The organism is Streptomyces blastmyceticus, from assembly GCF_039521185.1.
Lineage (GTDB): Bacteria > Actinomycetota > Actinomycetes > Streptomycetales > Streptomycetaceae > Streptomyces > Streptomyces blastmyceticus.
This window is the reverse complement of the sequence record NZ_BAAABW010000015.1, coordinates 83,876-108,649: the sequence shown is the minus strand read 5'-3', so window position 1 is coordinate 108,649 and position 24,774 is coordinate 83,876. Positions and strand designations below refer to the sequence as shown.

26 protein-coding genes and 1 tRNA gene are annotated in these 24,774 nt (G+C 70.9%); 9 read left to right on the top strand and 18 right to left on the bottom strand.

What is annotated here, in order from left to right:
* Nucleotides 1-122: 122 nt before the first annotated feature.
* Nucleotides 123-512, bottom strand: coding sequence for a PIN domain-containing protein (locus ABD269_RS13145; protein WP_344118019.1), 390 nt, complete (start codon nt 510-512; stop codon nt 123-125).
* Nucleotides 509-796 (bottom strand): hypothetical protein, encoded by a 288-nt coding sequence (locus ABD269_RS13140; RefSeq protein ID WP_344118018.1) that lies wholly within the window; start codon nt 794-796, stop codon nt 509-511. Before ABD269_RS13140 ends, ABD269_RS13145 begins: the two co-directional genes overlap by 4 nt.
* A gap of 78 nt (nt 797-874) precedes the next feature.
* On the opposite strand from ABD269_RS13140, the gene ABD269_RS13135 reads away from it, so the two are divergent.
* Complete coding sequence (locus ABD269_RS13135) at nt 875-1,516, top strand: NUDIX domain-containing protein (protein ID WP_344118017.1); 642 nt, start codon at nt 875-877, stop codon at nt 1,514-1,516.
* A 48-nt stretch (nt 1,517-1,564) separates the two neighbouring features.
* On the opposite strand, the gene ABD269_RS13130 is transcribed toward ABD269_RS13135, so the two are convergent.
* From ABD269_RS13130 to ABD269_RS13115, 4 genes are all read right to left on the bottom strand, one after another.
* The gene (locus ABD269_RS13130; protein WP_344118016.1) at nt 1,565-1,981 is read right to left on the bottom strand and encodes a VOC family protein; all 417 of its coding nucleotides are present in this window, start codon (nt 1,979-1,981) and stop codon (nt 1,565-1,567) included.
* 10 nt (nt 1,982-1,991) lie between these two features.
* On the bottom strand, nt 1,992-2,366 hold the full coding sequence (locus ABD269_RS13125) for a helix-turn-helix transcriptional regulator (protein ID WP_301894611.1): 375 nt from the start codon (nt 2,364-2,366) through the stop codon (nt 1,992-1,994).
* A gap of 148 nt (nt 2,367-2,514) precedes the next feature.
* Nucleotides 2,515-4,905 carry an ATP-binding cassette domain-containing protein gene (locus tag ABD269_RS13120; RefSeq protein WP_344118015.1) on the bottom strand — a complete coding sequence of 797 codons (2,391 nt, stop codon included), beginning with the start codon at nt 4,903-4,905 and terminating at the stop codon, nt 2,515-2,517.
* A gap of 95 nt (nt 4,906-5,000) precedes the next feature.
* A complete protein-coding gene (locus ABD269_RS13115; protein ID WP_344118014.1) occupies nt 5,001-5,357 on the bottom strand; it encodes a VOC family protein in 357 nt (118 codons plus the stop codon).
* A gap of 341 nt (nt 5,358-5,698) precedes the next feature.
* Between ABD269_RS13115 and ABD269_RS13110 the strand changes: the two genes are divergently transcribed.
* The gene (locus tag ABD269_RS13110; protein ID WP_344118013.1) at nt 5,699-7,261 is read left to right on the top strand and encodes a flavin-containing monooxygenase; all 1,563 of its coding nucleotides are present in this window, start codon (nt 5,699-5,701) and stop codon (nt 7,259-7,261) included.
* The gene (locus ABD269_RS13105; RefSeq protein ID WP_344118012.1) at nt 7,258-8,331 is read left to right on the top strand and encodes a Rieske 2Fe-2S domain-containing protein; all 1,074 of its coding nucleotides are present in this window, start codon (nt 7,258-7,260) and stop codon (nt 8,329-8,331) included. Before ABD269_RS13110 ends, ABD269_RS13105 begins: the two co-directional genes overlap by 4 nt.
* A 14-nt stretch (nt 8,332-8,345) precedes the next feature.
* On the opposite strand, the gene ABD269_RS13100 is transcribed toward ABD269_RS13105, so the two are convergent.
* Entirely contained in the window at nt 8,346-8,888 is a 543-nt protein-coding gene (locus ABD269_RS13100; protein WP_344118011.1) for an FHA domain-containing protein, read from the bottom strand.
* A 100-nt stretch (nt 8,889-8,988) separates the two neighbouring features.
* Here ABD269_RS13100 and ABD269_RS13095 point away from each other — a divergent pair, with 100 nt between their 5' ends.
* The gene (locus ABD269_RS13095; protein ID WP_344118010.1) at nt 8,989-9,606 is read left to right on the top strand and encodes a GNAT family N-acetyltransferase; all 618 of its coding nucleotides are present in this window, start codon (nt 8,989-8,991) and stop codon (nt 9,604-9,606) included.
* A 75-nt stretch (nt 9,607-9,681) separates the two neighbouring features.
* Here ABD269_RS13095 and ABD269_RS13090 read toward each other — a convergent pair whose 3' ends face one another.
* The 5 genes from ABD269_RS13090 to ABD269_RS13070 form a co-directional block, all read right to left on the bottom strand.
* On the bottom strand, nt 9,682-10,182 hold the full coding sequence (locus ABD269_RS13090) for an FBP domain-containing protein (RefSeq protein ID WP_301890201.1): 501 nt from the start codon (nt 10,180-10,182) through the stop codon (nt 9,682-9,684).
* 69 nt (nt 10,183-10,251) lie between these two features.
* Nucleotides 10,252-11,985 carry a bifunctional 3'-5' exonuclease/DNA polymerase gene (locus ABD269_RS13085; RefSeq protein ID WP_344118009.1) on the bottom strand — a complete coding sequence of 578 codons (1,734 nt, stop codon included), beginning with the start codon at nt 11,983-11,985 and terminating at the stop codon, nt 10,252-10,254.
* Complete coding sequence (locus ABD269_RS13080; protein WP_344118008.1) at nt 11,976-13,439, bottom strand: alkaline phosphatase family protein; 1,464 nt, start codon at nt 13,437-13,439, stop codon at nt 11,976-11,978. The genes ABD269_RS13085 and ABD269_RS13080 overlap by 10 nt, the downstream gene beginning before the upstream one ends.
* 147 nt (nt 13,440-13,586) lie before the next feature.
* Complete coding sequence (locus tag ABD269_RS13075; protein ID WP_344118006.1) at nt 13,587-14,132, bottom strand: class I SAM-dependent methyltransferase; 546 nt, start codon at nt 14,130-14,132, stop codon at nt 13,587-13,589.
* A 111-nt stretch (nt 14,133-14,243) separates the two neighbouring features.
* Nucleotides 14,244-14,813 (bottom strand): PadR family transcriptional regulator, encoded by a 570-nt coding sequence (locus tag ABD269_RS13070; protein WP_344118004.1) that lies wholly within the window; start codon nt 14,811-14,813, stop codon nt 14,244-14,246.
* A 94-nt stretch (nt 14,814-14,907) separates the two neighbouring features.
* Between ABD269_RS13070 and ABD269_RS13065 the strand changes: the two genes are divergently transcribed.
* Nucleotides 14,908-15,351 carry a nuclear transport factor 2 family protein gene (locus ABD269_RS13065; RefSeq protein WP_344118003.1) on the top strand — a complete coding sequence of 148 codons (444 nt, stop codon included), beginning with the start codon at nt 14,908-14,910 and terminating at the stop codon, nt 15,349-15,351.
* Between the two features lie 49 nt (nt 15,352-15,400).
* On the opposite strand, the gene murJ is transcribed toward ABD269_RS13065, so the two are convergent.
* Nucleotides 15,401-17,080, bottom strand: a complete 1,680-nt coding sequence (murJ, locus tag ABD269_RS13060) for a murein biosynthesis integral membrane protein MurJ (RefSeq protein WP_425572886.1) — start codon at nt 17,078-17,080, stop codon at nt 15,401-15,403.
* Between the two features lie 342 nt (nt 17,081-17,422).
* Between murJ and ABD269_RS13055 the strand changes: the two genes are divergently transcribed.
* On the top strand, nt 17,423-17,623 hold the full coding sequence (locus ABD269_RS13055) for a hypothetical protein (protein ID WP_344118002.1): 201 nt from the start codon (nt 17,423-17,425) through the stop codon (nt 17,621-17,623).
* Between the two features lie 34 nt (nt 17,624-17,657).
* Here the strand turns inward: ABD269_RS13055 and ABD269_RS13050 are convergent, their stop codons facing one another.
* Both ABD269_RS13050 and ABD269_RS13045 read right to left on the bottom strand, forming a co-directional pair.
* Complete coding sequence (locus ABD269_RS13050) at nt 17,658-19,130, bottom strand: UDP-N-acetylmuramoyl-L-alanyl-D-glutamate--2,6-diaminopimelate ligase (protein WP_344118001.1); 1,473 nt, start codon at nt 19,128-19,130, stop codon at nt 17,658-17,660.
* Nucleotides 19,131-19,620: 490 nt separating this feature from the next.
* Nucleotides 19,621-20,226, bottom strand: coding sequence for a hypothetical protein (locus tag ABD269_RS13045; protein ID WP_344118000.1), 606 nt, complete (start codon nt 20,224-20,226; stop codon nt 19,621-19,623).
* Between the two features lie 297 nt (nt 20,227-20,523).
* On the opposite strand from ABD269_RS13045, the gene ABD269_RS13040 reads away from it, so the two are divergent.
* Nucleotides 20,524-21,468, top strand: a complete 945-nt coding sequence (locus ABD269_RS13040; protein WP_344117999.1) for an SGNH/GDSL hydrolase family protein — start codon at nt 20,524-20,526, stop codon at nt 21,466-21,468.
* A 79-nt stretch (nt 21,469-21,547) separates the two neighbouring features.
* Here ABD269_RS13040 and ABD269_RS13035 read toward each other — a convergent pair whose 3' ends face one another.
* A complete protein-coding gene (locus ABD269_RS13035) occupies nt 21,548-22,444 on the bottom strand; it encodes a MerR family transcriptional regulator (RefSeq protein WP_301890212.1) in 897 nt (298 codons plus the stop codon).
* A 133-nt stretch (nt 22,445-22,577) separates the two neighbouring features.
* On the opposite strand from ABD269_RS13035, the gene ABD269_RS13030 reads away from it, so the two are divergent.
* Entirely contained in the window at nt 22,578-22,997 is a 420-nt protein-coding gene (locus tag ABD269_RS13030) for a spore germination protein GerW family protein (protein ID WP_344117998.1), read from the top strand.
* A gap of 75 nt (nt 22,998-23,072) precedes the next feature.
* Here ABD269_RS13030 and ABD269_RS13025 read toward each other — a convergent pair.
* Together ABD269_RS13025 and ABD269_RS13020 are read right to left on the bottom strand one after the other, a co-directional pair.
* Nucleotides 23,073-23,146 (bottom strand) — tRNA-Met (locus ABD269_RS13025).
* 74 nt (nt 23,147-23,220) lie between these two features.
* Nucleotides 23,221-23,673 carry a MarR family winged helix-turn-helix transcriptional regulator gene (locus tag ABD269_RS13020; protein ID WP_344117997.1) on the bottom strand — a complete coding sequence of 151 codons (453 nt, stop codon included), beginning with the start codon at nt 23,671-23,673 and terminating at the stop codon, nt 23,221-23,223.
* A gap of 87 nt (nt 23,674-23,760) precedes the next feature.
* Between ABD269_RS13020 and ABD269_RS13015 the strand changes: the two genes are divergently transcribed.
* A complete protein-coding gene (locus tag ABD269_RS13015; RefSeq protein ID WP_344117996.1) occupies nt 23,761-24,621 on the top strand; it encodes an SDR family NAD(P)-dependent oxidoreductase in 861 nt (286 codons plus the stop codon).
* The last annotated feature ends 153 nt before the right edge of the window (nt 24,622-24,774 follow it).

Here is a 24,774-nt window from a genome sequence, read left to right as displayed (position 1 = left end):
CTCCGCTTGCGCGGAGCGGACACTTCGCGACCTGCGTCGTTTGAACGGCTTTGCTACTTCGTTACCACCTGGTCGCCCTGAAGGAGGGCTCTGGACGGCTCAGGTGGCACTCGGCGCACAGGTCAGCTGATGGGCTCGACAACGATGCGTGCGTCGATGCGTTTGTACGTATCCAGGTTGTGGGTCAGGACCGGCAAGCCGGAGCCGAGGGCCAGGTGTGCTGTGTGGCCGGTGGCGATGTCGGTTGCGCGCTCGTGGGCGATCTGGGCTGCTGCCCAGCACGATGCTTCGTCCAGGGGGCGGAAGATGAAGCAGGGTGCGCTCAGTGCGTCGTGGAGCTGTTGTTCGACTTCGGTGAGTGTGCTGTCGGCGAGGCCCTGGGCGAAGGCGGCTGCGGGGACGTACAGGGGCTGTACTACTTGCACGGAACGGAACACCCGGGCGGCCATATAGATGTTGCCGTGAGCGAGCGCGCGTACCGCGGTGTGGTCCAGGACGTATCCGCTGCTCACGCGGCGTGCTTCCCCTCGGTACGGGTGAAGCCGTGGCGCTCGTCGGCTGCCTTCACGGCGGCGAGTGCCGCATCCCATTCGCCGGGGTTCTCGGTCTGCGCCCGGTCGACCAGCCAGTCCAGGGCGCGCTGGGCTCGCTCGGCCTGGGCCAGTTTGGCGGTGACGGCGTCCTCGATCCACGCGGACGTGGAAGCGGCCTCGTCGCGACTGCTCGCCGAGACGAGGCGCTCGACTTCGGCGACCTTGTGTTCGTCCAGCGTGATGGTGATCTTCTTCTTCGCCATACGTCCACCATACTCATGCCATACCGGTCGGGGAGGGGCTTCGCGCAATATTGCGCGCAGAGATCTTGAGGACGTCCGGTGACCGGGGCATTCGCCTGGCTGCATGAGGGCATCCTCGTGCCCGAGGGCGGGGTGCGACCACATCACGCGGTGTTCGGCGTCGTGGACGCGGCCACGCTGATCGCTCGTCTCCGACCTGAGGAGGAGAAATTGGCCAACCAGTGGGTTCCACCTGAGCAGTACGTCAAGACGCTGCCGATGCACGCGGCCTACGCCTGCCTGTTCTTCACCGACACCGAGGGGCGCCCATTGCAGCTGCACTCGTCGCTCGCGCAGCATTCGGGCCGGTGGCAGTGGCCGGGTGGGAACACCGATGCCGAGGGCGAGTCGCCGTTCGAGACGGCCGTCAGGGAATGCCGGGAAGAGACCGGGATCGTCTTCACCGGGCGGCCTCGGATGCTGGCGGTGTTCTGGCATTCGCCGGGGCAATGGCCGGTCGCGAAGATCGGGTTCGCGTTCGACGGCGGTCGGCTCACCGCCGAGGACATCGCCCGGATCACGCTGGACCCGGACGAGCACGACGGGTTCGCGGTGCGATCGATGGCCGAGTGGGCCGAGACGCTGGACAAACGGACCTGGGAACGCCTGGTGGCCGTGAACGATGCCCGGCGACAGCGCACAGTGGCCTACCTGGAGGTGAGGCCCGATGGCGTCCGCTGACCGGTTCCCTGTCGAGGTTGGCACGCCCGGACCCCTGAACAGGGGGCCTCACTTCCTGAGTGGCTGGGTGAAGCGCAGCAGGTTGCCGGCCGGGTCGCGGAACGCGCAGTCGCGGACGCCGTAGGGCTGGTCCATCGGCTCCTGCAGCACCTCGCCGCCCGCGGCGCTGATGCGCTCGAAGGTGGCGTCGCAGTCGTCCGTCGCGAAGATGACGCCGCGCAGCAGGCCCTTGGCCATCAGTTCCGCCATGGCTTGCTTGTCGGCCGGTGAGGCGTTCGGGTCGGCGACGGGCGGTTCCAGGACGATGTTCACGTCCGGCTGTGAGGGTGCCCCGACGGTCACCCAGCGCATCCCCTCGAACCCGACGTCGTTGCGTACCTCAAGGCCGAGCACATCGCGGTAGAAGGCGATCGCCTTGTCGTGGTCGTCGACGGCGATGAAGCACTGGGAAAGCGTGATATCCATGCGATTCACGCTACGGCCGGGCGGCGCGGCCCGCTTCTCCGTTCCTGACCGGCCGTGTGTGGATCTTGGCCATGCACGCCGGGATGGCGGCGCCGTGGTCGTGGCTCCGGGACCGGTAGGCGCTCGGGCTCTCGCCGACCAGCTGGGTGAAGCGTGAGCTGAACGACCCCAGCGACGTACAGCCGACCGCGAAGCAGACCTCGGTCACCGTGAGGTCGCCGCGCCGCAGCAGCGCCTTGGCCCGCTCGATGCGGCGGGTCATCAGGTAGCTGTACGGCGTCTCGCCGAATGCGGCGCGGAAGCTGCGGGAGAAATGGCCGGGCGACATCAGGGCGTCGCGCGCCAGCGCCGGGACGTCGAGCGGTTCGGCGTAGTCGCGGTCCATCCGGTCGCGGGACCGCCGCAGCCGGACGAGGTCGTCGAGGTTCTGCCGTCTCACCGGTCCAGTTTCCCACGGCGCCCGAGGCCGGTGATCGGCTCGGCCTCGGGCGGCTCCGGACGACCTGCCCGGCGACGGCGTCCGCGGGCCCCGGTCAGGTGCCGACGTAGGCCGCGAGGTGCTCGCCGGTGAGGGTGGAGCGGGCGGCGACGAGATCGGCGGGAGTGCCCTCGAAGACGATCCGGCCGCCGTCGTGGCCCGCGCCGGGGCCGAGGTCGACGATCCAGTCGGCGTGCGCCATGACCGCCTGGTGGTGCTCGATGACGATGACCGACTTGCCGGAGTCCACGAGCCGGTCGAGCAGTCCGAGCAGCTGCTCGACGTCGGCGAGGTGCAGGCCGGTGGTCGGCTCGTCGAGGACGTAGACGCCGCCCTTCTCGGCCATGTGGGTGGCCAGCTTGAGCCGCTGCCGCTCGCCGCCGGACAGCGTGGTGAGCGGCCGGCCGATGTTGAGGTAGCCGAGGCCGACGTCGGCGAGCCGGGTCAGGATCTTGTGCGCGGCCGGAATGCGCGCCTCGCCGTCGGCGAAGAACTCCTCGGCCTCGGTCACCGGCATCGCGAGCACCTCGCTGATGTCGCGGCCGCCGAGCCGGTACTCGAGCACCGACGCCTCGAACCGCTTGCCCTCGCAGTCCTCGCAGGGGGTCTCGGCGGTGGCCATGATCCCCAGGTCGGTGTAGATGACGCCGACGCCGTTGCAAGTGGGGCAGGCGCCCTCGGAGTTGGAGCTGAACAGGGCCGGCTTCACCCCGTTGGCCTTCGCAAACGCCTTGCGGATCGGGTCGAGCAGCCCGGTGTACGTGGCCGGGTTGCTGCGCCGCGAGCCGCGGATGGGCGCCTGGTCGACCGACACGACGCCCTCGGAGGCAGGGACGGAGCCGTGGATCAGCGAGCTCTTGCCGGAGCCTGCGACGCCGGTGACGACGCAGAGGACCCCGAGCGGGATGTCGACGTCGACGCCCCGGAGGTTGTGGCGGGTGGCGCCGCGGATCGCGAGCCGGCCGGTGGGCGTCCGCACCTTCTCCTTGAGGGCGGCCCGGTCGCCGAGGTGGCGGCCGGTGAGGGTGCCGCCGGTCCGCAGCCCCTCGAAGGTGCCCTCGAAGCAGATGGTGCCGCCGCCCGTGCCGGCGCCGGGGCCGAGGTCGACGACGTGGTCGGCGATCGCGATCGTCTCCGGCTTGTGCTCGACGACGAGCACCGTGTTGCCCTTGTCCCGCAGCCGGAGGAGCAGCCCGTTCATCCGCTGGATGTCATGGGGGTGCAGGCCGATGGTGGGCTCGTCGAAGACGTAGGTGACGTCGGTGAGCGAGGAGCCGAGGTGGCGGATCATCTTGACGCGCTGCGCCTCGCCGCCCGACAGCGTGCCCGCGGGCCGCTCCAGCGACAGATAGCCGAGCCCGATCTCGACGAACGAGTCGAGGGTGTGCAGGAGCTTGCCGAGCAGCGGTGCCACCGATGGCTCGTCGAGGCCGCGTACCCATGCGGCGAGGTCGCTGATCTGCATCGCGCATGCGTCGGCGATGTTGATTCTCTTGATCTTCGAGGACCGGGCCTCCTCGGCGAGCCGGGTGCCGGCGCAGTCCGGGCAGGTGGTGAACGTCGTCGCCCGCTCCACGAACGCGCGCACGTGCGGCTGCAGCGCGTCGATGTCCTTGGACAGCATCGACTTCTGGATCTTCGGGATCAGGCCCTCGTACGTCAGGTTGATCCCGTCGACCTTGATCTTGGTCGGCTCCTTGTGGAGGAGGTCGTGCAGCTCCTTCTTGGTGAACTTGCGGATCGGCTTGTCCGGGTCGAAGAAGCCGCAGCCGCCGAAGATGCGGCCGTACCAGCCGTCCATGCTGTAGCCGGGGATCGTGAGGGCGCCCTCGTTGAGCGACTTGTCGGCATCGTAGAGCTGGGTGAGGTCGATGTCGGAGACCGAGCCCCGGCCTTCGCAGCGCGGACACATGCCGCCGTGGTAGACGGCCTTGCGGACCGTGATCCGCTTGCCCGCGCCCTTGTCGACGGTCATGGACCCGCTCGCCGTCCGCTTGGGAACATTGAACGCGAAGGCGGTGGGCGGGCCGATGTACGGCTTCCCGAGGCGGCTGAAGAGGATGCGCAGCATCGCGTTGGCGTCGGTGGCGGTGCCGACCGTGGAGCGGGGGTCGGCGCCCATCCGCTGCTGGTCGACGATGATCGCGGTGGTCAGCCCGTCGAGTACGTCGACCTCCGGCCGCGCGAGCGTCGGCATGAAGCCCTGGACGAAGGCGCTGTAGGTCTCGTTGATCAGCCGCTGCGACTCCGCCGCGATCGTGCCGAACACCAGCGAGCTCTTGCCCGAGCCGGAGACGCCGGTGAACACCGTCAGCCGGCGCTTCGGGATCTCGATGCTGACGTCCTTGAGGTTGTTCACGCGTGCGCCGTGCACGCGGATCAGGTCGTGGCTGTCAGCGGTGTGCGGCGCGGGCGACTGCGTCCTCGTCCTCTTGGCCGTGCTCATCGTGTCTCCATCTGTCGGGCGGGTCCGTCTTCGCGGTCTCCGCCGGCGTCGCCCGGCTCGATCACCAGCCTCGCACAGGAGGCCGGGTTCGCTGCTCAGCGGTCCTGGAGCAGCCCGAGGACGTTGCCGTCGGGGTCGGTGACGGTGGCCACCAGGCGGCCGCCGCCCACGTCGTGCGCGGGCTCCTTCACGGTGGCGCCCGCCGCGGTCACCTCGGCCAGCTTCGCCTCGATGTCCGGCACGTGCCAGTAGGCCACCGGCGAGGTCATGCCCTGCGGTCCGTTGTCCGGCACCAGTCCGATGTGCTGGCCCCCGGCCTCGAAGCCGACGTAGTAGGACTCGTCGGTCCGCGGCGGGACGCCGAGCAGGGCGGCGTAGACCGCCTTGGCCGTCGCCAGGTCGGAGACGGGGTGCAGCACGGTCTTGATCCCCTGGGTGGAAGAGCCGGTCATGGTCGCTCCTGAAGTCGTGGGTCCGGGCGTGATCGCCCGGTTCATGGCAGCCACGCTAGGCGCGGCCCGGGGACCGGCGCTTCTCGAATCCTGATCGATGTCCGCGGACCCGCCGCCCGTGCCCGCACCGGCGTCCTCGTCCGGTCCCGCCACGGCGCGGACCCGTGGTGAATGCGCCGGTACCGGAGCGAGCGAGGTCCCGGCGCGCGCCGTCCTGTTTGCGCGTGACACGACTCGTGCGCGGGTTCGCGCCCTGACGGTGTTCTTCCGGTTCCCCGCAGACTGGGGCCGAGTGCCCGGTCCCTGGGGGCCGTGGGCGGTCCCACTGCCAAGGGGGTTCCTTGTCGGTTCCGCTTGATCTTCCGCGTGGTGCCCGGGGCGGCAGGGATGTGCAGGTGGCGGTGGTCGGCGCGGGGTTCTCCGGCATCGGTGCCGCGATCCGGCTGCGCCGGGAGGGATTCCGCGATCTTCTGGTGCTGGAGAAGGCGTCGCAGCTCGGGGGCACCTGGCGGGACAACACCTACCCGGGCTGCGCGTGTGACGTCCCGTCCTCGCTGTACTCCTATTCGTTCACCCCGAGCCCGGGGTGGAGCAGGACCTTCGCCGGGCAGCGGGAGATCCACGACTACCTGCGGGCGACCGCCGACCGGTACGGGGTCGGCGCGGTGCTGCGCTGCGGTGTCGCCGTCCTGCGGGCCCGCTGGGATCGGAGCGCGGGGCGCTGGCTGCTGGAGACCACCGACGGCGAGTACACCGCCACGGCGCTGGTCCTGGCCACCGGGCCGTGGCACGAGCCGCGGCGGCCCGACGTGCCAGGGCTCGAGGAGTTCCCCGGACCGGTGTTCCACACCGCCGAGTGGGACCACTCCGTGGACCTCGCCGGCCGACGGGTGGCAGTGATCGGCAGCGGGGCTTCCGCCGTGCAGGTCGTCCCGGCCGTCCAGGCCCGGGCGGCGGCCGTGCACCTCTTCCAGCGCACCGCCCAGTGGGTGCTGCCCAAGCCCGACCTCCCGGTCCCCGCGGCACTGAACTGGTGCCTGTCCCACGCTCCGGGCGTGCAGCGCGCCATGCGGGCGGGCCAGTACAGCCTGCAGGAGTGCTTCGGCTACGCCTTCCGCCACCCGCGGCTCATAGGCCCGGTACAGGCCGCGGCCCGCGCCCATCTGCGCCTCGCCGTCCGCGACAAGGAGCTGCGCCGGACGCTGACGCCCCATTACCGGCTGGGCTGCAAACGGCTGTTGACCTCCAGTACGTTCTACCCGGCGCTGACCCTGCCCCACGTCCGGCTCCACCCCACCGCCGTCTCCGCCGTACGCGGCCGGCACCTCATCGGTGCCGACGGCACCGAGACCGAGGCCGACGTGGTGATCACGGCCACGGGCTTCCGCATCGGTGAGCTGCCGCTGGCCCGGAGCACGCACGGCTCGGACGGCCGTACGCTGCACGAGACCTGGGCCAAGGACGGCCCCGAGGCCTACCTCGGCACCAGCGTCAGCGGGTTCCCCAACCTCTTCCTCCTCCTGGGCCCCAACCTCCTCGGCGGCTCCACCTCCGCCATCAGCGTCCTCGAAGCCCAACTCGCCTACGTCAGCGCCGCGCTGAGCCACCTGCGCCGTCGCGGCCTCACCTCCATGGACGTGAGGCCGGCCGTCCAGGACGAGCACAACGCCGCGGTGCAGGAAGCGCTCCGGAGCACGGTGTACAACTCCGGCGGCTGCTCCAGCTACTACATCGGCCCCACCGGACGGAACACCTTCTGCTGGCCCTGGTCCACCGGCCGCCTCGTCCGCCGGCTCAACCGCTTCGACCCCGCCGCCTACACATACCGTGCGCCCTCCGCCCCCGCACCACGGGCGCCCGCGGACCACAGCCGACCGACGGACGAGGAAGGAATCACCCCATGACGCGGCGACGCCCACGCCCGTACGACCGTGAGCTCCAGAACCTGCGCCTCCACGTCGGTCACGAGCGGCAGGGACCCGTCCCCGTCGGCTGGTACTTCGCACGCTTCAGCCGCCACCTGCGGCGCGGCGAGGTGGTTCCGGTGACGTACATGGCGCAGGAGTACGCGCTGTTCCGGACACGTGGCGGGCAGCTCGGCATGATCGACAGCCAGTGCTGTCACATGGGCGCCGACCTCGGCCGGTGCGGCCGGGTGAGCGAGGAGAGGCTGGTCTGCGGCTTCCACGCCTGGGAGTTCGACAGGGACGGGACGTGCCGGAAGATCCCCGGCGCCGGCCGGATCCCCTCCCGGGCCGCGCAGCGCAGCGTCCCCGTGACCGAGCTGGGCGGCATCATCTGGTTCTGGCACGGCTCACCGGCCCCGGAACCCCTGGACGAGCTGGACTTCGCCGAGGACCGGCGCCGCCATCTGTACCTGGCCGGCGAGGTGCTCGTGTGCCACGCGGATCTGCTGCCGATCGGCGAGCACGTGACCGACGCCTCCCACTGGGCCTACACCCACAGCCCGGGACGCCCGATGACCTCCGTCCAACTGCGCGACGAGGGCCGCCGCTTCTCGTTCCTGATCCAGCCCGCCGACGCGGACGACACGCGCATCTACCACTTCCGCCCGTACACCCTGATCTCGATGGCGAGCCCGACGACGGCGGTGGCCGTTCCGCAACCGGGCCCGCGACCGGACGGCAAACCGCCCCGGATGGCCTTCGTCGCCGCCGTGAGCCCCGTACGGCCCGGGGTCACCCTCGCCACATGGAGCCTGGTCGTCCGCAAATTCGGCCCCGACTGGCTTCTCTGGCCGGCCAACCGGCTCTGGGCGGCCTTCCTGTGGCGCCTGGTCAGGCGCAATCACCATGCCGACTTCGACATCCTGCGCTGGATGCGCCCGGTGGCCAAGGACCTCTGGTCGGTCGCCGACGGACCCACGGTACGTGCCTACCGGCGCTTCTACCGGCGCAACCTTCCTCCCGCCATGGAGGAAGGCGCGGAGGAACGTGTATCCGGGATGAGTTGACCGTCGGCGTTCGCTCAGACGGACAGGCGGAAGTGGAGGTTCCCGAACGCGATCTGGTCGCCTGGCTGAACGCGCACCGTACCGGCGATACGCAGCCCGTTGACGTACGTGCCGTTGCGCGAGCCGAGATCGGACAGACGCCAGTGGTCGTCCATGTAGCGCAGCTCGGCGTGCCGCCGCGAGACCGTGTCGTCGTCGAGGCGCAGCTCGGACAGCGGTGAGCGCCCGATGCCCAGCGCGCCCGCTCCCGGCTCGGGAAGGCGCAGCCCCGGCAGCCGCGCCCCACACCAGGCTCTCCGTATGCGCACCGTCAGCGTCGCCACCCGGGTCACCGTGCGCACGAGGAACTCCGAAAACCGTCCGTGCGCCCGCAGATCGGCCATGGCGTGGTCGATCTCGGCCCGGTTGCGAGCCGTCAGGACGATGTTCATGCGGCGCATGAACGTGTCATGGGAGAGCCTGCCGTCACCGGCCCCGTCCCTCAGCACGACCAGCGCCTGATCCCTTTGGGCCTCGGAGGGCCGGGTCACGCGCGTACGGAAGTCAGGTGTGGTCATGAAGAGGATTCTCGGCCTGACGAGGACTCAATGTCCACGCCTCGCACCCTCGGAGTGACGGAGATACCCGCCGCGGGGTCCAAGATCACACGGGTGCAGAATGACCTGTATGTCGATAACGAACATGCCGGAGACAGCAACGATCGACGATGCTCCGTCGATCAGCCGCACCTTGGCCCGCGCCTTCGACGACGACCCGATGATGCGCTGGTTCTTCCCCGACGACGCCTCGCGCGGGACAAGGCTGGAACGCTACTTCACCACGATCTTCACCCGGCAGTACGTCCACCACAGCGTGTGTGAGCGCACCGGTGCGGCGGCCGCCTTCTGGGTGCCGCCGGAGGCGCAGGCCAAGGCCGTTCCCGACGCGGAGACCATCCAGGAGCTCCAGGACATCCTCGGCGACCGGGCTCCGTTGCTGAGGGACGCCGTCGAGACGGCCGCCGGGCACGCGCCCCAGGAACCGCACTGGTACCTGGCGGTGATCGGCGCCGACCCGGCCGGTCAGGGCCAGGGACACGGGGCCGCTCTGCTGCGCTCGGGGCTGGCCAAGGCCGACGCGGCGGGTCTGCCCGCCTACCTCGAGTCCTCCAAGCCGTCCAACCTGTCCTTCTACGAGCACTTCGGCTTCACCGTGCAGGAAGAGGTGCGGCTGCCGGGGGACGGGCCGACGCTGTGGGCGATGCGGCGCGAAGCACGCCGCCCGGCGGACGCCTAGCCTGGAAGGCGCTGGTCGCAGCCGCTCACCCGTGACTGCGACCAGCGCCGTCGAACCCACGGCCACCCCGGCGCCTCAGGACGCGCCGACCTTCTCCAGGAAGTCGTGGAGATTGCCGCGGAGCCGCTCTATCTGCTCTTCGACGGTGAGCGATTCCTCGTAGCGCAGCCCCATCCCGGTCGTCTTCTTCCCCCGGACGTAGAGCGAGCAGGCGAGGTCCGCGCACAGGTAGGCGCCGACGGTGTTGCCCTGGCGCCCGGAGGCGCCGACCTTCGGCGCGGCGAGCAGGGCAACTCCCGTACCGGGGTGGCCGGTTGTGCATATGGTGCAGATGTTGGTCTTGGTGAAGCTGCGGCGGACACCCTGCGGGGCCCGCAGGGTGATGCCCACCAGCTTGCCGTCCCGCTCGACGACCAGATAGCCGCGGTCCGGGGCGCCCGGGTCGCGCCAGCCGAGGAAGTCGAGATCGGCCCAGTCGCGCTCGGCCAGATCCCGGGGGACGCTGATCCTGCGGGCCTCGCCCTTCGAGCAGTTGACGAAAGAGGAGCGGATGTCCTCTTCGGTGAGTGGTTCCATGATGGATGAAACTAACACCCGCTCTGCGGCACGTCGCATGATTTTTCCCGCCTGCCCGGAGGCGGCGCGCTACGCCTTGGCCTGCGCATAGCACTCCACCACGGCCGTGGTGAACGGGAAGCGCGTGGGTGTGTCACCGAAGGCGATGCACCCGGCGCGGTTCCCCGCCGTGCGGATGGCTTCCGCCACCGCTTCCGCCTCCTCCTGCGGGCAGTGCACTATTACCTCGTCGTGCTGGAAAAATACGAGTTCGGCGCGGAGGCCCTCGATGGCCTGCCGCAGGGTGGCGAGGACGATCAGCGCCCAGTCGGCGGCGCTGCCCTGGACCACGAAGTTGCGGGTGAAGCGGCCCCGGGCCCGGGTGCTCGCCGTGTTGCCGCGGGTGGCGGGCTCTTCCTCCTGGGGGATGCCCGCCTCGTCGTCGACGGTGGTGGACGCGGGCGGACAGGTCCGTCCCAGCCAGGTACGCACCAGTCGGCCCTCCTCGCCGGCGCGTGCGGCGTCGTCCACGTAGGCGACGGCCCGCGGGAAGCGGCGGCGCAGGTCGGCCATGTGCTTCAGGCCGTCCCCTGAGGTCTGTCCGTAGATCGCCCCGAGCATCGCGAGCTTGGCCCGGTCGCGGTCGCCGGAGAAGGCGCGCTCGGCCAGGTCCGCGTACAGGTCGCGGCCGCTGCCCGCGACGTCCATCAGCCCCGGGTCGCGCGAGATCGCGGCCAGCACGCGGGGTTCGAGCTGGTCGGCGTCCGCCACGACCAGTCGCCACCCGGGATCGGCGATCACCGCCCGCCGCACCACCCGGGGGATCTGCAGCGCCCCGCCGCCGTTGGTGGTCCACCGCCCCGAGACCGCACCGCCGGGCAGGTACTCGGGACGGAACCGGCCGTCGCGGACCCAGGACTGCAACCACGACCAGCCGTGGGCCGTGTGCAGACGGTAGAGCTTCTTGTACTCCAGCAGGGCCGGGACGGCCGGGTGGTCGATCTTCTGGAGCTCCCAGGCCCGCGTGGACGACAGAGCGACGCCCGCGCGGGCGAAGGCCCTGATGACGTCGGCGGGCAGATCGGGCCGTACGGGCTCCCCGAACGCCTCCGACACCGTCTGCGCCAGCTCGGCCAGTCTCCGGGTCTCCTGACCGCCTGGATACCGTTCCCCCAGCAGCTCGTCGAGCAGCTCGCGGTGCACGTCGGCACGCCACGGCACCCCGGCCCGGCGCATCTCGGCCGCGACCAGCGTGCCCGCCGACTCGGCGGCGATCAGCAGCCGCGTCCGCCCCGGGTGCTCGGTGCGTTGCGTACGGGCCAGCTGCCCCGCGTACACCTCCAGCAGCGCCTCCAGCTCCTCGACCCCGGGCGGCAGCGGCACCGGGCCCGGTGCGAACAGCGACGGCTGTGTCTCCGCCGCCTGCAACGGCGGATCCACCGGCACCGGCAGCCGCCGCAGCCGGGCCCACGCCGCGGCCAGCGAACGCGGCTGGCCCGACTGCCCCTCCTCGTGACCGATCAGCAGCGCCTCGGCAGCCTCGACGTCATAGCACCGCTCCACGCACACGCCGGCCGCGAGCAGCTCGCCGTAGGCCCGCGCGGTGGACCGCCACACCCACCGCTCGACCTCCGGCCGCGCCCGCACGGCGTCGGCAAGGCTCGCCTCGGCCACCACCGGCCCGGCCGCCCGCCCGTCACCGTCGAGCGGACAGAGCCGAACGCCCTCGCCGCCTGTTCCCTCAGCCACTGCCCATCTCACGCCGGAAGTGTCGCACCGGGGTCTGACAACGCCCTGCGGACGCGTACGCGGGATCAGCGGCATTCCTGGTGCGGCACCGTCTGGACGGTCGGCACGGCCGGTGGGGGGAGGGTGGCCGCCTCCTGCCGTTCGCGGGCGTAGAGCGGCGCCGGGTCGGGCAGCCGGGGGAAGGACGGGTCGTGATGGCCCAGGCACAGCGCCGACGTCATGTCCCCCACGGTCCCGCGGCGCCACGCGCTGATGTTGGGTTCGCGCACGCCGAACCGGCGCTCCAGGAATTTCAGGGTGGAGGTGTGGTCGAAGACCTCGCTGCACACCCGGCCGCCGCGGCTCCACGGCGAGATCACCAGGGCCGGCACCCGGAAGCCCAGTCCGACGGGGCCTGCGATGCCCGACGCGCTGCCGGGCAGCGGGGAGAGGGTGACCCATTCCCCGGGTGTCCCTTCCGGCGCGGTGGGCGGTGGTACGTGGTCGAAGCGGCCGTCGTTCTCGTCGTAGTTGATGATGAAGACGGTCTTGGCCCACACATCGGGGCGGGAGCCCAGTGCGTCGAGGACGGTGTACATGTACAAGGCGCCGGCCGAGGGGAAGTTGGGGGGTTCCTCGGACGCCTCCGGGAGTCCGTAGACCGACGGGAGGTACTGGGCGTCCAGCCACGTGACCGACGGCAGCCGGTCGCTGCGGATGACGTCGGCCACCTGGGACGGCGAGTAGGGCACCATGGCGTTCTCGTACAAGGGATCGCCCGGCCGGGCGTCCTGGAACGCCTTGAACCAGCCGAGGTCGGTGTCCTGCGGGTTGGCGGTGCAGTAGCGCCAGCTGATGCCGGCCGCCTGGAGCCGCTCGGGGTAGGTGGTCCACCGGAAACCCGTGGAGTGGTTGTCCACGACCGGGCCGCCGCGCTCGCCTCCCGGGTCGATGGTGCCGCTGATCGCCATGACCCGGTTGGGGTGTGTCGGGCCGAGGACCGAGCAGAAGTAGTTGTCACAGACAGTGAAGGCGTCCGCGAGCGCGTAGTGGAACGGCAGGTCGTCCCGTGTGTAGTAACCCATCGTGAACGGGCCCTTGACGGGGCCGTCCGCCGCACGGTGCGTCGGCACCCAGTTGTCCATCCGGCCGTCGTTCCACGACAGGTGCTGCGACTGCCACGAGTGGCTCGTGCCGTAGGCGCGCGCGGCGTTGGTGGTCCTGGTGTCGTTGTGGAACGGCAGCAGGTAGCCGTCGGGGTGGAGCGGGTCCGGCTGGTAGAACACCGGGCGCCCGGAGGGCAGGGTGACGGCGTCCGGGTCGTCGAAGCCACGGACGCCTTCGAGCGTGCCGAAGTAGTGATCGAACGACCGGTTCTCCTGCATCAGGAAGATGACGTGCTCGATCTGGTCGAGCGAGTGCAGCGCGCGCTCCGGCTCCGCGAGCGCCTTCCGCATCGACGTGGGCAGCGCCGACAGTCCTGCCGCCCCGGCCGTCGCGGTTGTCAGGACTCGGCGCCGGGTGATGCCGTGGACCGGGTCTTCGTGCATGCCTCACTCCTCGGAGCGTGGTGGGGCGCGTACACGGAAGCGGCGGAACCGACTCCGCCGCATACCGATGGTACGGCGCGCCTCGGGGGCGCTCGCAAGGCAGTTGAGGCAACGGGCGGGTTACGGGTCGGCCCTCTGATGGGCCGGTCATCGCTTCCTGTAGGCGAGGCGCAGATTCTGCAGCCCGTGGTGGGCCCGGAGGAGTGCGAACCCGTTGTCCCGGGCCCGGCGGGCGAGCACGGACGTGCGGCAGCGGCGACCCATCACAGGGCGCCACAGGAACAACACGAGCTGCCCTCCCGGGCGCAGCACCCTCCCTGCCTCCGCCAGCGCCGCCTGCTGGTCGGGCATCTCCTCCAGGCTGTAGCTGTACAACAGGGCGTCCAGACTCGCCGACGCGAAGGGCAGGGCGCAGCCGTCCCCCGCGACGTGGACGGTCGTGGCACCGGGCCCCACGCCGCGCCGGGCACGCGGGTCGTGGGCGGCGGGGTCCAGAGCCACGAGGAGACTGCCGGGCCCCAGGTGGGCGGCCAGGGCAGCGGTGTAGTAGCCGCCACCGCTGCCGATCTCGGCACAGCGCATGCCGGCGGCCGGGGCGATCCAGCGGACGTCGTGGGGCGGGCGGTCGCCCAGGGCGGCTCTGATGAGGGGGTGGCTGATGAAGGCGTAGCAGCATGCGGGGGTTCTGGGCATGGAGGATCTTTCCCACGGGCCACGCCCTGCTGTAACGGCGAGTGGGCGAATGGGGGGCCGGGCCGCCTGGCCTGCCGGTCGGGCTGTCGCCCGGGGGCGTGGCGCGGGCGCTCAGGGCTGAGTACGCGCCGCCCGCCTCTCCCGCAGGACGCCCGCGATCCGTACGCACCAGTCGCGGTGGCCCTGTTCGAAGGCCAGGCCGCGCAGGCACGTGAGGTACGGGCCGATCCGTTCGCCCCGGCGCAGGAACTCCTCCTCGTCCGCCTCGCCCCGCATCTGCCGCAGCAGCTCGCCGAAGAGCTCGATCTTCGCTCCGGCCGCGGCCGCCCGCTCCTCGAGCTGGTCGATCACCGGGCCGGTGTCGATGCGGTCGGCGGCCTGGACCTTGACGAGCAGATCGTCGCGGATGAACGAGGGTTTCGAGACCGCCGCCGCGAACTGCTCCAGCTCGGCGAGACCGGCGTCGGTCACCCGGAACAGGCGCTTGTTGGGCCGCGTCTCCTGGACCACCTGGCGGCCCGTCACCAGGCCTTCCCGCTCCAGCTTGGCCAGCTCGGCGTAGAGCTGCTGAGGCAGGGCGTGCCAGAAGTTCGCGACGCCGACGTCGAACGCCTTGGCCAGCTGGTATCCGCTGTACTCGCCGTCCAGCAGCGCTGCCAGCACGGCATGTCGCAAGGCCATCGAAGCTGCACCTCTTCCCTTTCGCTGTCGGACCGTGCAGCATACTCAAGAAAATGACTAGTCAGATTCTTGAGTAGCAATACCAGGAGGAGCCATGGAGACCGCCGCACGCTTCCGCGCCGCCATCGAGGCACACGATCTCGCCGCGCTGGAAGACCTGTTCACCGAAAACGTCCGCTTCCACAGCCCGGTGAAGTTCACCCCCTTCGAGGGCAGGCCGATGCTGCTCGGACTCCTCGACGTCCTGCTGCGTACCTTCGAGGACTTCCGCTACGTCGGACACTTCGAGGGCACGTCCGAGACCGCCGCCGGCGGCGAGGAGACCCCGTCGGCGATCCTCCCCTTCCGGGCCACCGTGCACGGAAAGCAGATCCACGGCATCGACCTGCTCCAGTTCGACGAGGCGGGCCGGGTCGAGGAGTTCACCGTGATGGTCCGCCCGCAGTCCGCGGTGCACGCCCTGGGCGAGGCGGTATTCGCCGGCCTGGTCGCCGCCGGCCTCGTCACCGACCCCGCCGGCGATCGACCGGGGTCTTGAGTGGTCGGTTCCGTAAGTTCTTCGGGGGCTGGCTTCGTTGGTGCCAGGTTCACCCCAGCCCCGGCAGGCTGCGCAGCTCCGCGATCCGCGAGATCCGTGCAAAGAGCAGGAACAGCAGAACCATCGCGATGCCGCCCGCACCCAGCGAAAGCGCCGGGGTCGTCCAAGAGGCTGATGCCAGGTTCTGGCCGCAGGAGCGGGCGATGAGCCATCCGGCGCCCCCGGCAGCGGTAGCAGCCGCGGTGAGTTTTGCGTAAGTGCGGCAGATTCGCCGACCGTCGAGCCGTCCCTCTGTGCGTCGTCGCAGGCGCAAGGCGGTCAGCAGCAGTCCGATCGCGTAGGACAGAGCGTAGGCGGCGGCCATCCCCGCGACCGCCCAGCGCGGGGGCAGCAGGAGGTGGCAGGCCGCGGCGAGAGCGATGTTGACGCCGCTGATCCACACTGCCATCCGGAACGGTGTGCGGGTGTCCTCGAAGGCGTAGAAGCCGCGCAGCAGGAGGTACTGGCCGGAGAACGGGATCAGTCCCAGACCGAAGGCTTGCAGCATGTGCCCCAAGGGGACGGTGGCGGCCGCGTCGGCGGCGCCGTGTGCGAACAGCAGCTGAGCGATCTGCGGGCCGAAGGCGAGGAAGAAGAAGGCGGCCGGGACGATGATGACGCCGCTGACCCGCAGCGCGCGTGACAGGTCCGCGCGCAGGTCGTCGATGCGGTCCTCCCTCGCGGCCCGGCTCATGCGTGGGAGAAGGGCTGTCACGAGGGAGACGGTGACGATCGACTGGGGCAGCATCCATATCTGCTGGGCGTAGCTGTAAGCGGTGTAGCCCACGCCGTCGTGAGGCAGAGCGGCGTCGGCGGCGGAAGCCAGGCGGGTGACCACCGTGCTCGCCACGAGGTTGGCCAGCACGAACAACAGGGTCCAGCGTGCGGCGTTCACGCTCTTGCGCAGGCCGGTTCCTCGCCAGTCGAAGCGCAGTCTGAACCGGAAGCCGGCCGCGTGCGCGTAGGGGATCAAGGCGAGTGCCTGGAGGGCCAAAGCGAGCGTGGTCCCGACACCGAGCAGCCTGACCTGGGTGCCGGTGATGTCCGAGACCTGTTCCGGTGCGGTCATCATGCCGAGGTAGAGGCCGAACATGGCGATCAGGGCGAGATTGTTGAGGACCGGAGTCCACATCATCGCGCCGAACCGGTCCCGGGCGTTGAGAACTTGACCGAAGATGCTGAACACGCCGTAGAAGAAGATCTGCGGGAGCAGGAAGCGGGCGAAGACCACGGTCAACTCGAACGCGTCGTGCGTGGCGGGTGAATCGCGCTGGTAGACGCTGATGATCTCAGGGGCGGCCCACGTCGCCAGCGCCGTCCCCACGCCCAGGACGCACAGTACGAGAGTGACCAGGCGCTGCTCAAAGGCGGCGCCGCCGTCGGGGTCTTCGGCGCGGGCACGGACCAGTTGGGGAACCAGGACAGAGTTCAGTGCGCCGCCGATCAGCAGGAAGTACAGGCTGGTCGGCACCGTGTTGGCCTGGTTGTAGGTGGTGGCCAGCAGCCCGGTGCCCAGCGCGGCGGCCTGCAGAACCTGCCGTATCAGTCCGGTGGCGCGCGAGACCACGGTGCCCGCCGCCATCAGCGCGGACGAACGCAGTAGTCCGTCACCGCCTTTCGTCTTCTTTGGGGCGGCGTGCCTCCGCCGTGTGGACCGATCCATCCGCTCGGGCGACGTCTCCTCGATCATGGGCACAATCTACGGTCCAGAGCTCACCGGCCTCACCGGGGTCAGGGACCGCACGAAGAATCCACCTCCGCGGTGGCAGCGTGACCGACCCCGAAGGATTTACGGAGCCGACCACTACGGCAACGTGAACAGCCTGTCCAGATACTGATCGACAGCGCCGAGCACATCCTGGGGCCCGATCATGTCACCTCGTTCCTCTTCGAGCTGGGACTGGCCTCCCCGGCCTTCGGAGGGGCCCTGGGCGCCTGCCACAGCCTCGACGTCCCCCTGGCGTTCGGCACGCTGGACAGCCCCACCGGCAAAGGGCTCATCGGCGACCCGCCCACCCCCGGGGCCCTCGCGGTGTCGCGGGAACTCCGGCAGGCGTGGGTCCGTTTCGCCACCACCGGCGACGCCGGATGGGCCGCCTACCACCCCGAGCGGCAGCTCACTCGCGTCCTGGACGCCGAACCGAAGACCGTGCCCTACCTCGAACAGGCCTCCCGCCGGATCTGGGAGGGCCACGCCCCGACCCCCTTCGATCTCACGCACGAGAGGCCGTAACGCCGCGCCCGAGCAGTCCCGCACGTACGAAACATCACAGCTGTGCGGCGAGTTCGCGGACCACTGTCATGTCGTCGAAGGGAAGCAGACGGTCGCCGACGATCTGGTGGGGTTCGCTGCCCTTGCCGGCGACGAGCACGATGTCGTCCGGTTCCGCGGTGGCCAGCGCGTACCGGATCGCCTCGCGGCGGTCGGCCACCCGGTGGAAGGGGGTGCCGGAGCCCGTGAGGCCCGGGGCGATCTGGTCGAGGATGGCTTCCGGGTCCTCGTCGCGCGGGTTGTCCGAGGTGACGACGCACAGGTCGGAGTAGTTCCCCGCGATCGCGCCCATCGGGGCGCGCTTGGTGGTGTCCCGGTCGCCGCCGCAGCCGAAGACGGTGATCACCCGGCCGGTCGCGAAACCGCGGATCGTGGCGAGGACCTTCTCCAGGGAATCGGGGGAGTGCGCGTAGTCCACGATCACATGGACGCCCCGCGGGGTGCGGTGGCGCTCGAACCGGCCGGGGGTGGGCGCCATCCGGTCCAGGGCGTCGACGAGAGCCGGTAGCCCGTGGCCGAGCAGGTGGCACGCCGCGAGGGCGGCCAGCGCGTTCGCGACGGAGAAGCGGCCCGGCACGGGGATCGCCGCGGGGTATTTGCGCCCGTCGTGGTGGAGGGTGAAGCGGCACCCCGCGGCGTCCACGGTGAGGTCGGTGGCCCGGTAGTCGGCGGGCGCGTCCAGGGCGTACGTGGTCGTCGCGCCGGGCATCAGCGCCAGGATCTCGGCGCCGACGGGATCGTCGGCATTGACCACCGCACGGCCGCACAGCCCGTCGAAGAGCCGCAGTTTGGCGTTCTTGTAACTCTCCATCGTTCCGTGGTCGTCGAGGTGGTCCGGGGTCAGGTTGGTGAAGATGCCGACGTCGACGAACACGTGGTCCAGCCGCCGCTCCAACAGGCCCATGGACGTCGCCTCCAGGACCACCGTGCCCGTGTGCCGGTCGCGCATGTGGCCCAGCAGGTATTGCAGGTCCGGCGAGTTCGGGGTGGTCAGCACCGACCGCGGCATGGCGATCCGCTGTCCACCGATCCGGCTGCCCGAGGTGCCGATGACCCCGACCCGCGCGGTCTCGGCGGTCCGCAGGATCGACTCGACCATGTACGAGACCGAGGTCTTGCCGTTGGTGCCGGTGATCGCGACGACGTCCATGGCCCGGCCCGGGTCGCCGTGATAGCGGGAAGCCGCGACCGCGGTGGCCGCCCGGATGTCCGCGACCCGCACCACGCACGGACCCCCGGGCAGCACCGGCGGTGGGACGTCGTCGGCGGTCAGCACGGCCACCGCTCCTCGCCGGACCGCCTGTTCGATGCGTCCGGGGCCGCCTTCCCCATGTCCTGGGACCGCGATGTACAGGGATCCGGGCACCACCCGGTGGGCGTCCAACGTCATGTCCGCGGTGATCGGCGTCTCCGGGTCGCCCTGGAGTACGCGGTGGTCGTGCCCGTCGAGCAGTGCGCTCAGTTTCACGGCTGTCCCCTCGGAAGCGGTCGGCGGCGCACTGCGCGTGTCCCGGCCTCGCGGCAGGGGTGACGGTGAACCGGAACCGCGTTGTCGGCCACGGCCCGGCGGCGCCGGGGCCGTGCTGACCGGCCGGGTGCCGTCCCCTTCTGCGCGGTGCGGGGCACGTGCGGCAAGGGGCAAGGCGGTCGGCGGCGTTGTGCGGGCGAGCGGGCCCCACAGGGGGATATCTGCGTGCGAGCCGAGGGGCCGGACCGGCCGGGCGTCGCTACCCGGCACACCACGCGACCGGCTCCGGGCCGGACCCCTCTCCTGGGCCGACCGGATTCCGGGTGGCCGGACCCGCTGGTCCGGCTCGGAGGGTGTGTTCAGGTGGCCGGGCGGAGCAGGGGCCTGCCCGACACCCCTGCAGTGTATGTCCAGCAGCGGGGCACGGCGCCCGGCACGGCGCGTGCCGGGCGTACGGACGGTGCGTGGGGGTACGTCCGCGCGGAGGGCTTTATGCACAGCTCTCGGGGGGTGCCCCGGTGGTGGGTGGGCAGATCTCCAGGATGGTCGCGGTGCCCGCCACCGTCCGGTCCTCGTGCATGGCGATCCGTCGACCGGGTTCGAGGTGCTGCCACCGGGAGGGGACGAGGGGCGCGAGCCGGACCGCGGCCCGGCCGCCGGGTTCCAGGGAATGCCCGCCCTCGATCCACAGCCGTGCGATGTTGACCGAGACCTCGCCGGACGGTGATCGGTGGCCGATGTTCCACATCGGTCGCAGGATTCCGGCACCGGGGATGGGCGCCGTACGCCGGGCTTCCTCGGCCGGCCGGAGCGTCAGCTCCGCCCGGATGATGCCATTGCGGATCTCGTAGCAACGCCAATGGCACCAGGCCGTGCTTCGTTCCAGCCGCAACTGCTCGGCAGCGTCGGCGAGCGCCTCCCAGAACGCCAAAGGCTGCGGGCGGCCGTGGCCGAGCTCTTCGAGCAGGCCGAGCGCGGTCTCCCACTCGTCGTGGACGAGGTAGTCCCAGATGTCGTGCACCGTGATGTCGTTCTCGGTGGCGGTCTCTTCGGGGACCAGCAGGGAAGCAGCTTCGAGCAGTTCGGGGACGTCCATGCGCTGATTGTCGGTCACATCCGCGCGCTCGGGAGGCACGGGGGACCGGGGGAGGAGAGCGGACCGGGACGTCATCCCTGCGATCGGGCAACGGCATGCGTCGCCGAGCTGACGGCTCCGGCCACCGGCCGGGCCCCGATTCGTGGCGGGGAACAAGCGGGCCGCGGTGCGATTGTGTGCGTGCCCATGGCCGGTGCGGCGGGAGGAGGGAACGATACGGGGACGTTACCCGCCGGTTTCGTCCGGTGCCCGTTCCCGCCCGCCCCTTCCCAGGGGCCCGTCCTTCGCGGAGGAGCAGTGCCCAGAGCCGCTTCGCAAGCACTCGCGCACCACACCGACCGCAAGACCCGTACGCCCCGCGGCGCCGCTCGTGCCGGCGGGGCGATCCTGGCCGCGGCCCTCGCCTTCACCGCCTTCGGCGGCCCGGGCACGGCCCGAGCCGCCGAAGGCGGGAGCGGCGCGTACGTCGCGCTCGGCGACTCGTACGCGGCCGGAGCGGGTGTCCCGGACCAGTCGGGCGGCCTGTGCATGCGCTCCAGCAAGAACTACGGACACCTTGTCGCCGCGGCCGTCGGCCCGTCCGCGTACCGGGACGTGACCTGTGCCGGGGCGAAGGTCGCCGCGCTCACCACCACCCACACCGACGCCGGCATCCCGGTCAACGGGCCGCAGCTCGACGCGATTTCGGCCGACACGGACCTCGTCACGCTCACGATCGGCGGCAACGACATCGGCACCTCGGACCTCGGCTTCGTCGATGTCGTCGCCGTCTGCTCCGCCCTCAGCCTCACCAACCCGCTCGGCGCTCCCTGCCGGGACTCCTACAACGCGGGCGGTAGGGACATTCTCGAGCAGCGGCTGGACGCGGCGGCCGTGCGGCTCGGGGACGGGATCCGGCGGATCCGGTCCGAGGCACCGAACGCCAAGGTGCTCCTCGTCGGTTACCCGACGGTGATCGACTCCGACCCCGTGAAGTGCCTCGGAAAACTCACGGTGACCCTGAAGGACACCGCGTACCTCCACAGCATCCTCGCCTATCTCCAAGCGCTGCTCGCCCGGACCGCGGCCGCCAACGAGGCCACGTTCGTCGACACCACCGCCGTGACCGAGGGCCACGACGCCTGCTCCGCCGATCCGTGGGTCGAGGGCCTGCTCCCGAAGTCGCCCGCCCTTCCCCTGCACCCGAACGCGCGGGGCGAGCGGGTCATGGCCGACGCGGTGCTGCGAGCCATCGGCCGCTGACCCCGGCGTGCCGTGCCGCCGCGCCGCGGTGTTCAACGCGGCGCGGCGGTCAAGGGGTTTCGCGCCTTGCCCGCCCGGATCACCCGCGCGCGTCGTCCCGGTGCGAGGGCCCGGGCGGAGCGCACTGCCCGGTGGCCTCGGCCTCGTGCTCCTGAGCGATCTGTTCGCCGAAGATCTCACCGACCAGTTCCGCGATCCGCAGCTCCACCGGCGTCGCCTCGGACGGAAGGCGCAGCGCCTCGTCCATGGCGGGCCAGCGGACCTCGCCCGTCTCCTCGTCGACCTCGATCGGCGTGTGGTGGTCGTCATGGTCGATCCCGGCGGCGCGCTCGGCGTCCTCCATGGCCTGATAGTGGGCGACGTACTGGGCGGCGAGCTCCCTGATGCCCGGATCGTCCGGGTCCGAGAGGGCTCGGGCGGCACGGTCGAGGCGGTCCTGCTCGGCGCGCAGCGCCTCGTCGGCCGAGAGGACACCGAAGCCCGCGGCCTGCATCGCGGCCTCCTCGGGGCCGAAGAACCGCTCCGTGACCAGCAGGGTGTCGAGCTCGTCCGCGCGCAGCGGACCCGCGCCGACCCGGTCCAGCACCTCGCCCACGGCGGGGGAGAGCAGCCCGACGTCGCTGTCGGCCTGGCGCAGGCGCCGCAGGACCGCGCGCTGGGAGCGGATGGTGGCCTCCTTCTCCGCGAGGTCTTCGTCGAGGCTGTCGAGGATCGCGCGCCGGTGCCGGACGTCATCGGCCGTGAGTACGGTGCGGATGCCGTCCAGGCTCAGCCCGGCCTCGGTCATCCGCCGGATCCACAGCAGGCGCACGATGTCCTCGTAGCCGTAGCGGCGCCGGTCGTCGCCGCCGCGTTCGGGTTCCGGGAGCAGCCCGACCTGGTGGTAGTGCCTGATGGCACGGGGCGTGGTGCCGGCCAGGGCGGCGGCCTCGCCGATCTTGACGGTGAGGGGTGGCGTGGGGGTGCTGAATGTCATCGGGACTCTGCCTTTCGCTCGCAGCCCCACAACAGCACATACCGCTGCGTCACGTGCAAACGATCAGCGTCATGGCCGAGGGCGCCGCCCATATCCTCGGGACCGTCGTACACGTCGCCCCAGGAGGTATCCGATGACCACCTCAGACACACCGAACGAGCCCGTCCCTACGGCCGATACGGCCGCGGCCCCCGTGCCCGTCACCCGGCTGGAACGCCTGGCCGGGAAGCTCGGCAGCCGGGCCTCGGCGACAGCTGTCTACGGCGAGCCCGTCACCAGCGGCGGGGTCACCGTCATTCCGGTCGCCGAAATCAGCTACGGATTCGCCGGGGGCGCGGGCCGTGAAGCCGGAGCGGCCGGCACCGGCGAGGGAGGAGGCGGTGGCGGATTCAGCGCCCGCCCCCGCGGCTTCATAGAGATCAAGGACGGCACCACCACCTATAAATCCCTGCGGGCCCCTTGGGTGGATGTCGTCGTGCCGCTGGCCGCTCTCCTGGCGGGCGCAGCCGTCCCACGGCTCGTTCGCCGCCTCGCCGCCCGCCGCTCCCGCTGAACGAGCCGCCGCATCGCGTTCGTGCCCGGCATGCAACGAAGGCCCGACAGCCGAGCTGCCGGGCCTTCATGCGAGTAGCGGGGACAGGATTTGAACCTGCGACCTCTGGGTTATGAGCCCAGCGAGCTACCGAGCTGCTCCACCCCGCGTCGTTACGGTGAACAGTACGGCATCGAACCGGTGAGGCCGAATCGCCGTCATCGGGCGTACGCCGCGGGCCCGGTCAGGACGCCTTGAGCTTGGCCCAGACCCGTTCGAGTGCCTCGATGTCCTCGTCGTCGAGGCGGTCGTCGAAGGGTTCGGCCAGCGCCGCCCGCCGCGTCGCGTCCGCCTCGGCGAAGGCGCGTCGACCGGCCTCGGTCAGGGCGATCCGTACGGAACGCGCGTCCGTCGGCGAGGGCACCCGTTCGACCAGCCCCCGGCCGCTCAGCGAATCGACCACCCGGGAGACCTGGCTGCGGCTGAGCAGGGTCTTCGCGCCGAGCTCCGAGGCGGCGACCGGCTCGTCCTGGCCGCTGAGCCAGAGCATCACTTCGAACCATGAGAGCGGGAGGTCGTGGGCGCGTATCAGCGCCTGGTCGACCCGTGCGCTGAGAGTGGTCCCGGCCCACACCAGGCCGTAGAAGGCGTGGTCGCGGGCGGTGAGGGACCCCAGGGTGAGTTCGTTGCGCGCCATGAGGTGGAGTTTAGCGACTTGCGTGTGTGTACACACAACTCTATTGTGTGTACACACACGCAATGGCACGCACGTCAAGGAGCTCCCGTGACCGACAGGACCGTTCTCATCACCGGCACTTCCTCGGGCATCGGCCTCGCCGCCGCCGTGGGCGCGGCGCGGGCCGGCTGGAAGGTCGTCGCGACGATGCGCGACCCGCGCAAGGCGGACGCCCTGCTGAAGGCCGCGGCCGAGGCGGGCGTCAGCGATGCGGTCCAGGTCGAGCGGCTGGACGTGACGGACGCGGAGTCCGTCACCGCCTGCCTGGCGGAGGTCGTCGCCGAGCACGGCCGCCTGGACGCCGTGGTCAACAACGCGGGCGCCGGTCACCTCGGCACCGTCGAGCAGGACGACATGTCCGCCGTCCGCCGTGCGATGGAGGTCAACTACTTCGGCGTCGTCGAGGTGACGCGCGCCGCGCTGCCGCACCTGCGCGCGACGCGCGGCCGCCTCGTCACCGTGACGAGCGTCGGCGGGGTGATCGGCCAGCCCTTCAACGAGGCGTACTGCGCGGCGAAGTTCGCGGTGGAGGGCTTCATGGAGTCGCTGGTCCCGGTCGCGGCATCGGTCGGCGTGGACGTGAGCGTGGTCGAACCGGGCGCGGTCGCCAGCGAGTTCGTGGCCGCCCTCGGGATCGACATCCCGGCGCTGGTGGCCGCGGCCGGCTCGTACGCCCCCGCGCTCCAGGCCTACATCGCCCGCACCCAGCAGTCCTTCGGCAACGCCCAGACCCCGGCCGAGGCCGCCGCCGCGGTCATCGACGCACTGACCGCCGAGCGGCCGCCGTTCCGGATCCAGACCTCCGACTGGGCCCGCGACTTCACGGCCACCAAGCTCGCCGACCGCGACGGCTCGGCAGTCCAGTCGCTGATGACCGCCTGGGTGGAGGGCGAGGAGCTCGGCGGCTGAGCGGGTCGTGCCGAAGCCTTTGCCGGAACCGGCGTGCCTCCGCTGTGTTCGTCCGCAGTGTCCATTCCAACGACGCTGGATCCACGGCGAAGTGGCGGAATAGAAAACGTCTATCAGGGTGAAGGAATTTTCTGGAATAAGCGGAGGGGGTTT

Coding starts and splice junctions, on each gene's coding strand:
- ABD269_RS13140 (WP_344118018.1), bottom strand. CDS start 796: ATGGCGAAGAAGAAGATCACCATCACGCTGGACGAACACAAGGTCGCC.
- ABD269_RS13130 (WP_344118016.1), bottom strand. CDS start 1,981: ATGGATATCACGCTTTCCCAGTGCTTCATCGCCGTCGACGACCACGAC.
- ABD269_RS13125 (WP_301894611.1), bottom strand. CDS start 2,366: ATGGACCGCGACTACGCCGAACCGCTCGACGTCCCGGCGCTGGCGCGC.
- ABD269_RS13120 (WP_344118015.1), bottom strand. CDS start 4,905: ATGAGCACGGCCAAGAGGACGAGGACGCAGTCGCCCGCGCCGCACACC.
- ABD269_RS13115 (WP_344118014.1), bottom strand. CDS start 5,357: ATGACCGGCTCTTCCACCCAGGGGATCAAGACCGTGCTGCACCCCGTC.
- ABD269_RS13105 (WP_344118012.1), top strand. CDS start 7,258: ATGACGCGGCGACGCCCACGCCCGTACGACCGTGAGCTCCAGAACCTG.
- ABD269_RS13100 (WP_344118011.1), bottom strand. CDS start 8,888: ATGACCACACCTGACTTCCGTACGCGCGTGACCCGGCCCTCCGAGGCC.
- ABD269_RS13095 (WP_344118010.1), top strand. CDS start 8,989: ATGACCTGTATGTCGATAACGAACATGCCGGAGACAGCAACGATCGAC.
- ABD269_RS13090 (WP_301890201.1), bottom strand. CDS start 10,182: ATGGAACCACTCACCGAAGAGGACATCCGCTCCTCTTTCGTCAACTGC.
- ABD269_RS13085 (WP_344118009.1), bottom strand. CDS start 11,985: ATGCCGCTGATCCCGCGTACGCGTCCGCAGGGCGTTGTCAGACCCCGG.
- ABD269_RS13080 (WP_344118008.1), bottom strand. CDS start 13,439: ATGCACGAAGACCCGGTCCACGGCATCACCCGGCGCCGAGTCCTGACA.
- ABD269_RS13075 (WP_344118006.1), bottom strand. CDS start 14,132: ATGCCCAGAACCCCCGCATGCTGCTACGCCTTCATCAGCCACCCCCTC.
- ABD269_RS13070 (WP_344118004.1), bottom strand. CDS start 14,813: ATGGCCTTGCGACATGCCGTGCTGGCAGCGCTGCTGGACGGCGAGTAC.
- ABD269_RS13065 (WP_344118003.1), top strand. CDS start 14,908: ATGGAGACCGCCGCACGCTTCCGCGCCGCCATCGAGGCACACGATCTC.
- murJ (WP_425572886.1), bottom strand. CDS start 17,080: ATGATCGAGGAGACGTCGCCCGAGCGGATGGATCGGTCCACACGGCGG.
- ABD269_RS13045 (WP_344118000.1), bottom strand. CDS start 20,226: ATGGACGTCCCCGAACTGCTCGAAGCTGCTTCCCTGCTGGTCCCCGAA.
- ABD269_RS13035 (WP_301890212.1), bottom strand. CDS start 22,444: ATGACATTCAGCACCCCCACGCCACCCCTCACCGTCAAGATCGGCGAG.
- ABD269_RS13030 (WP_344117998.1), top strand. CDS start 22,578: ATGACCACCTCAGACACACCGAACGAGCCCGTCCCTACGGCCGATACG.
- ABD269_RS13020 (WP_344117997.1), bottom strand. CDS start 23,673: ATGGCGCGCAACGAACTCACCCTGGGGTCCCTCACCGCCCGCGACCAC.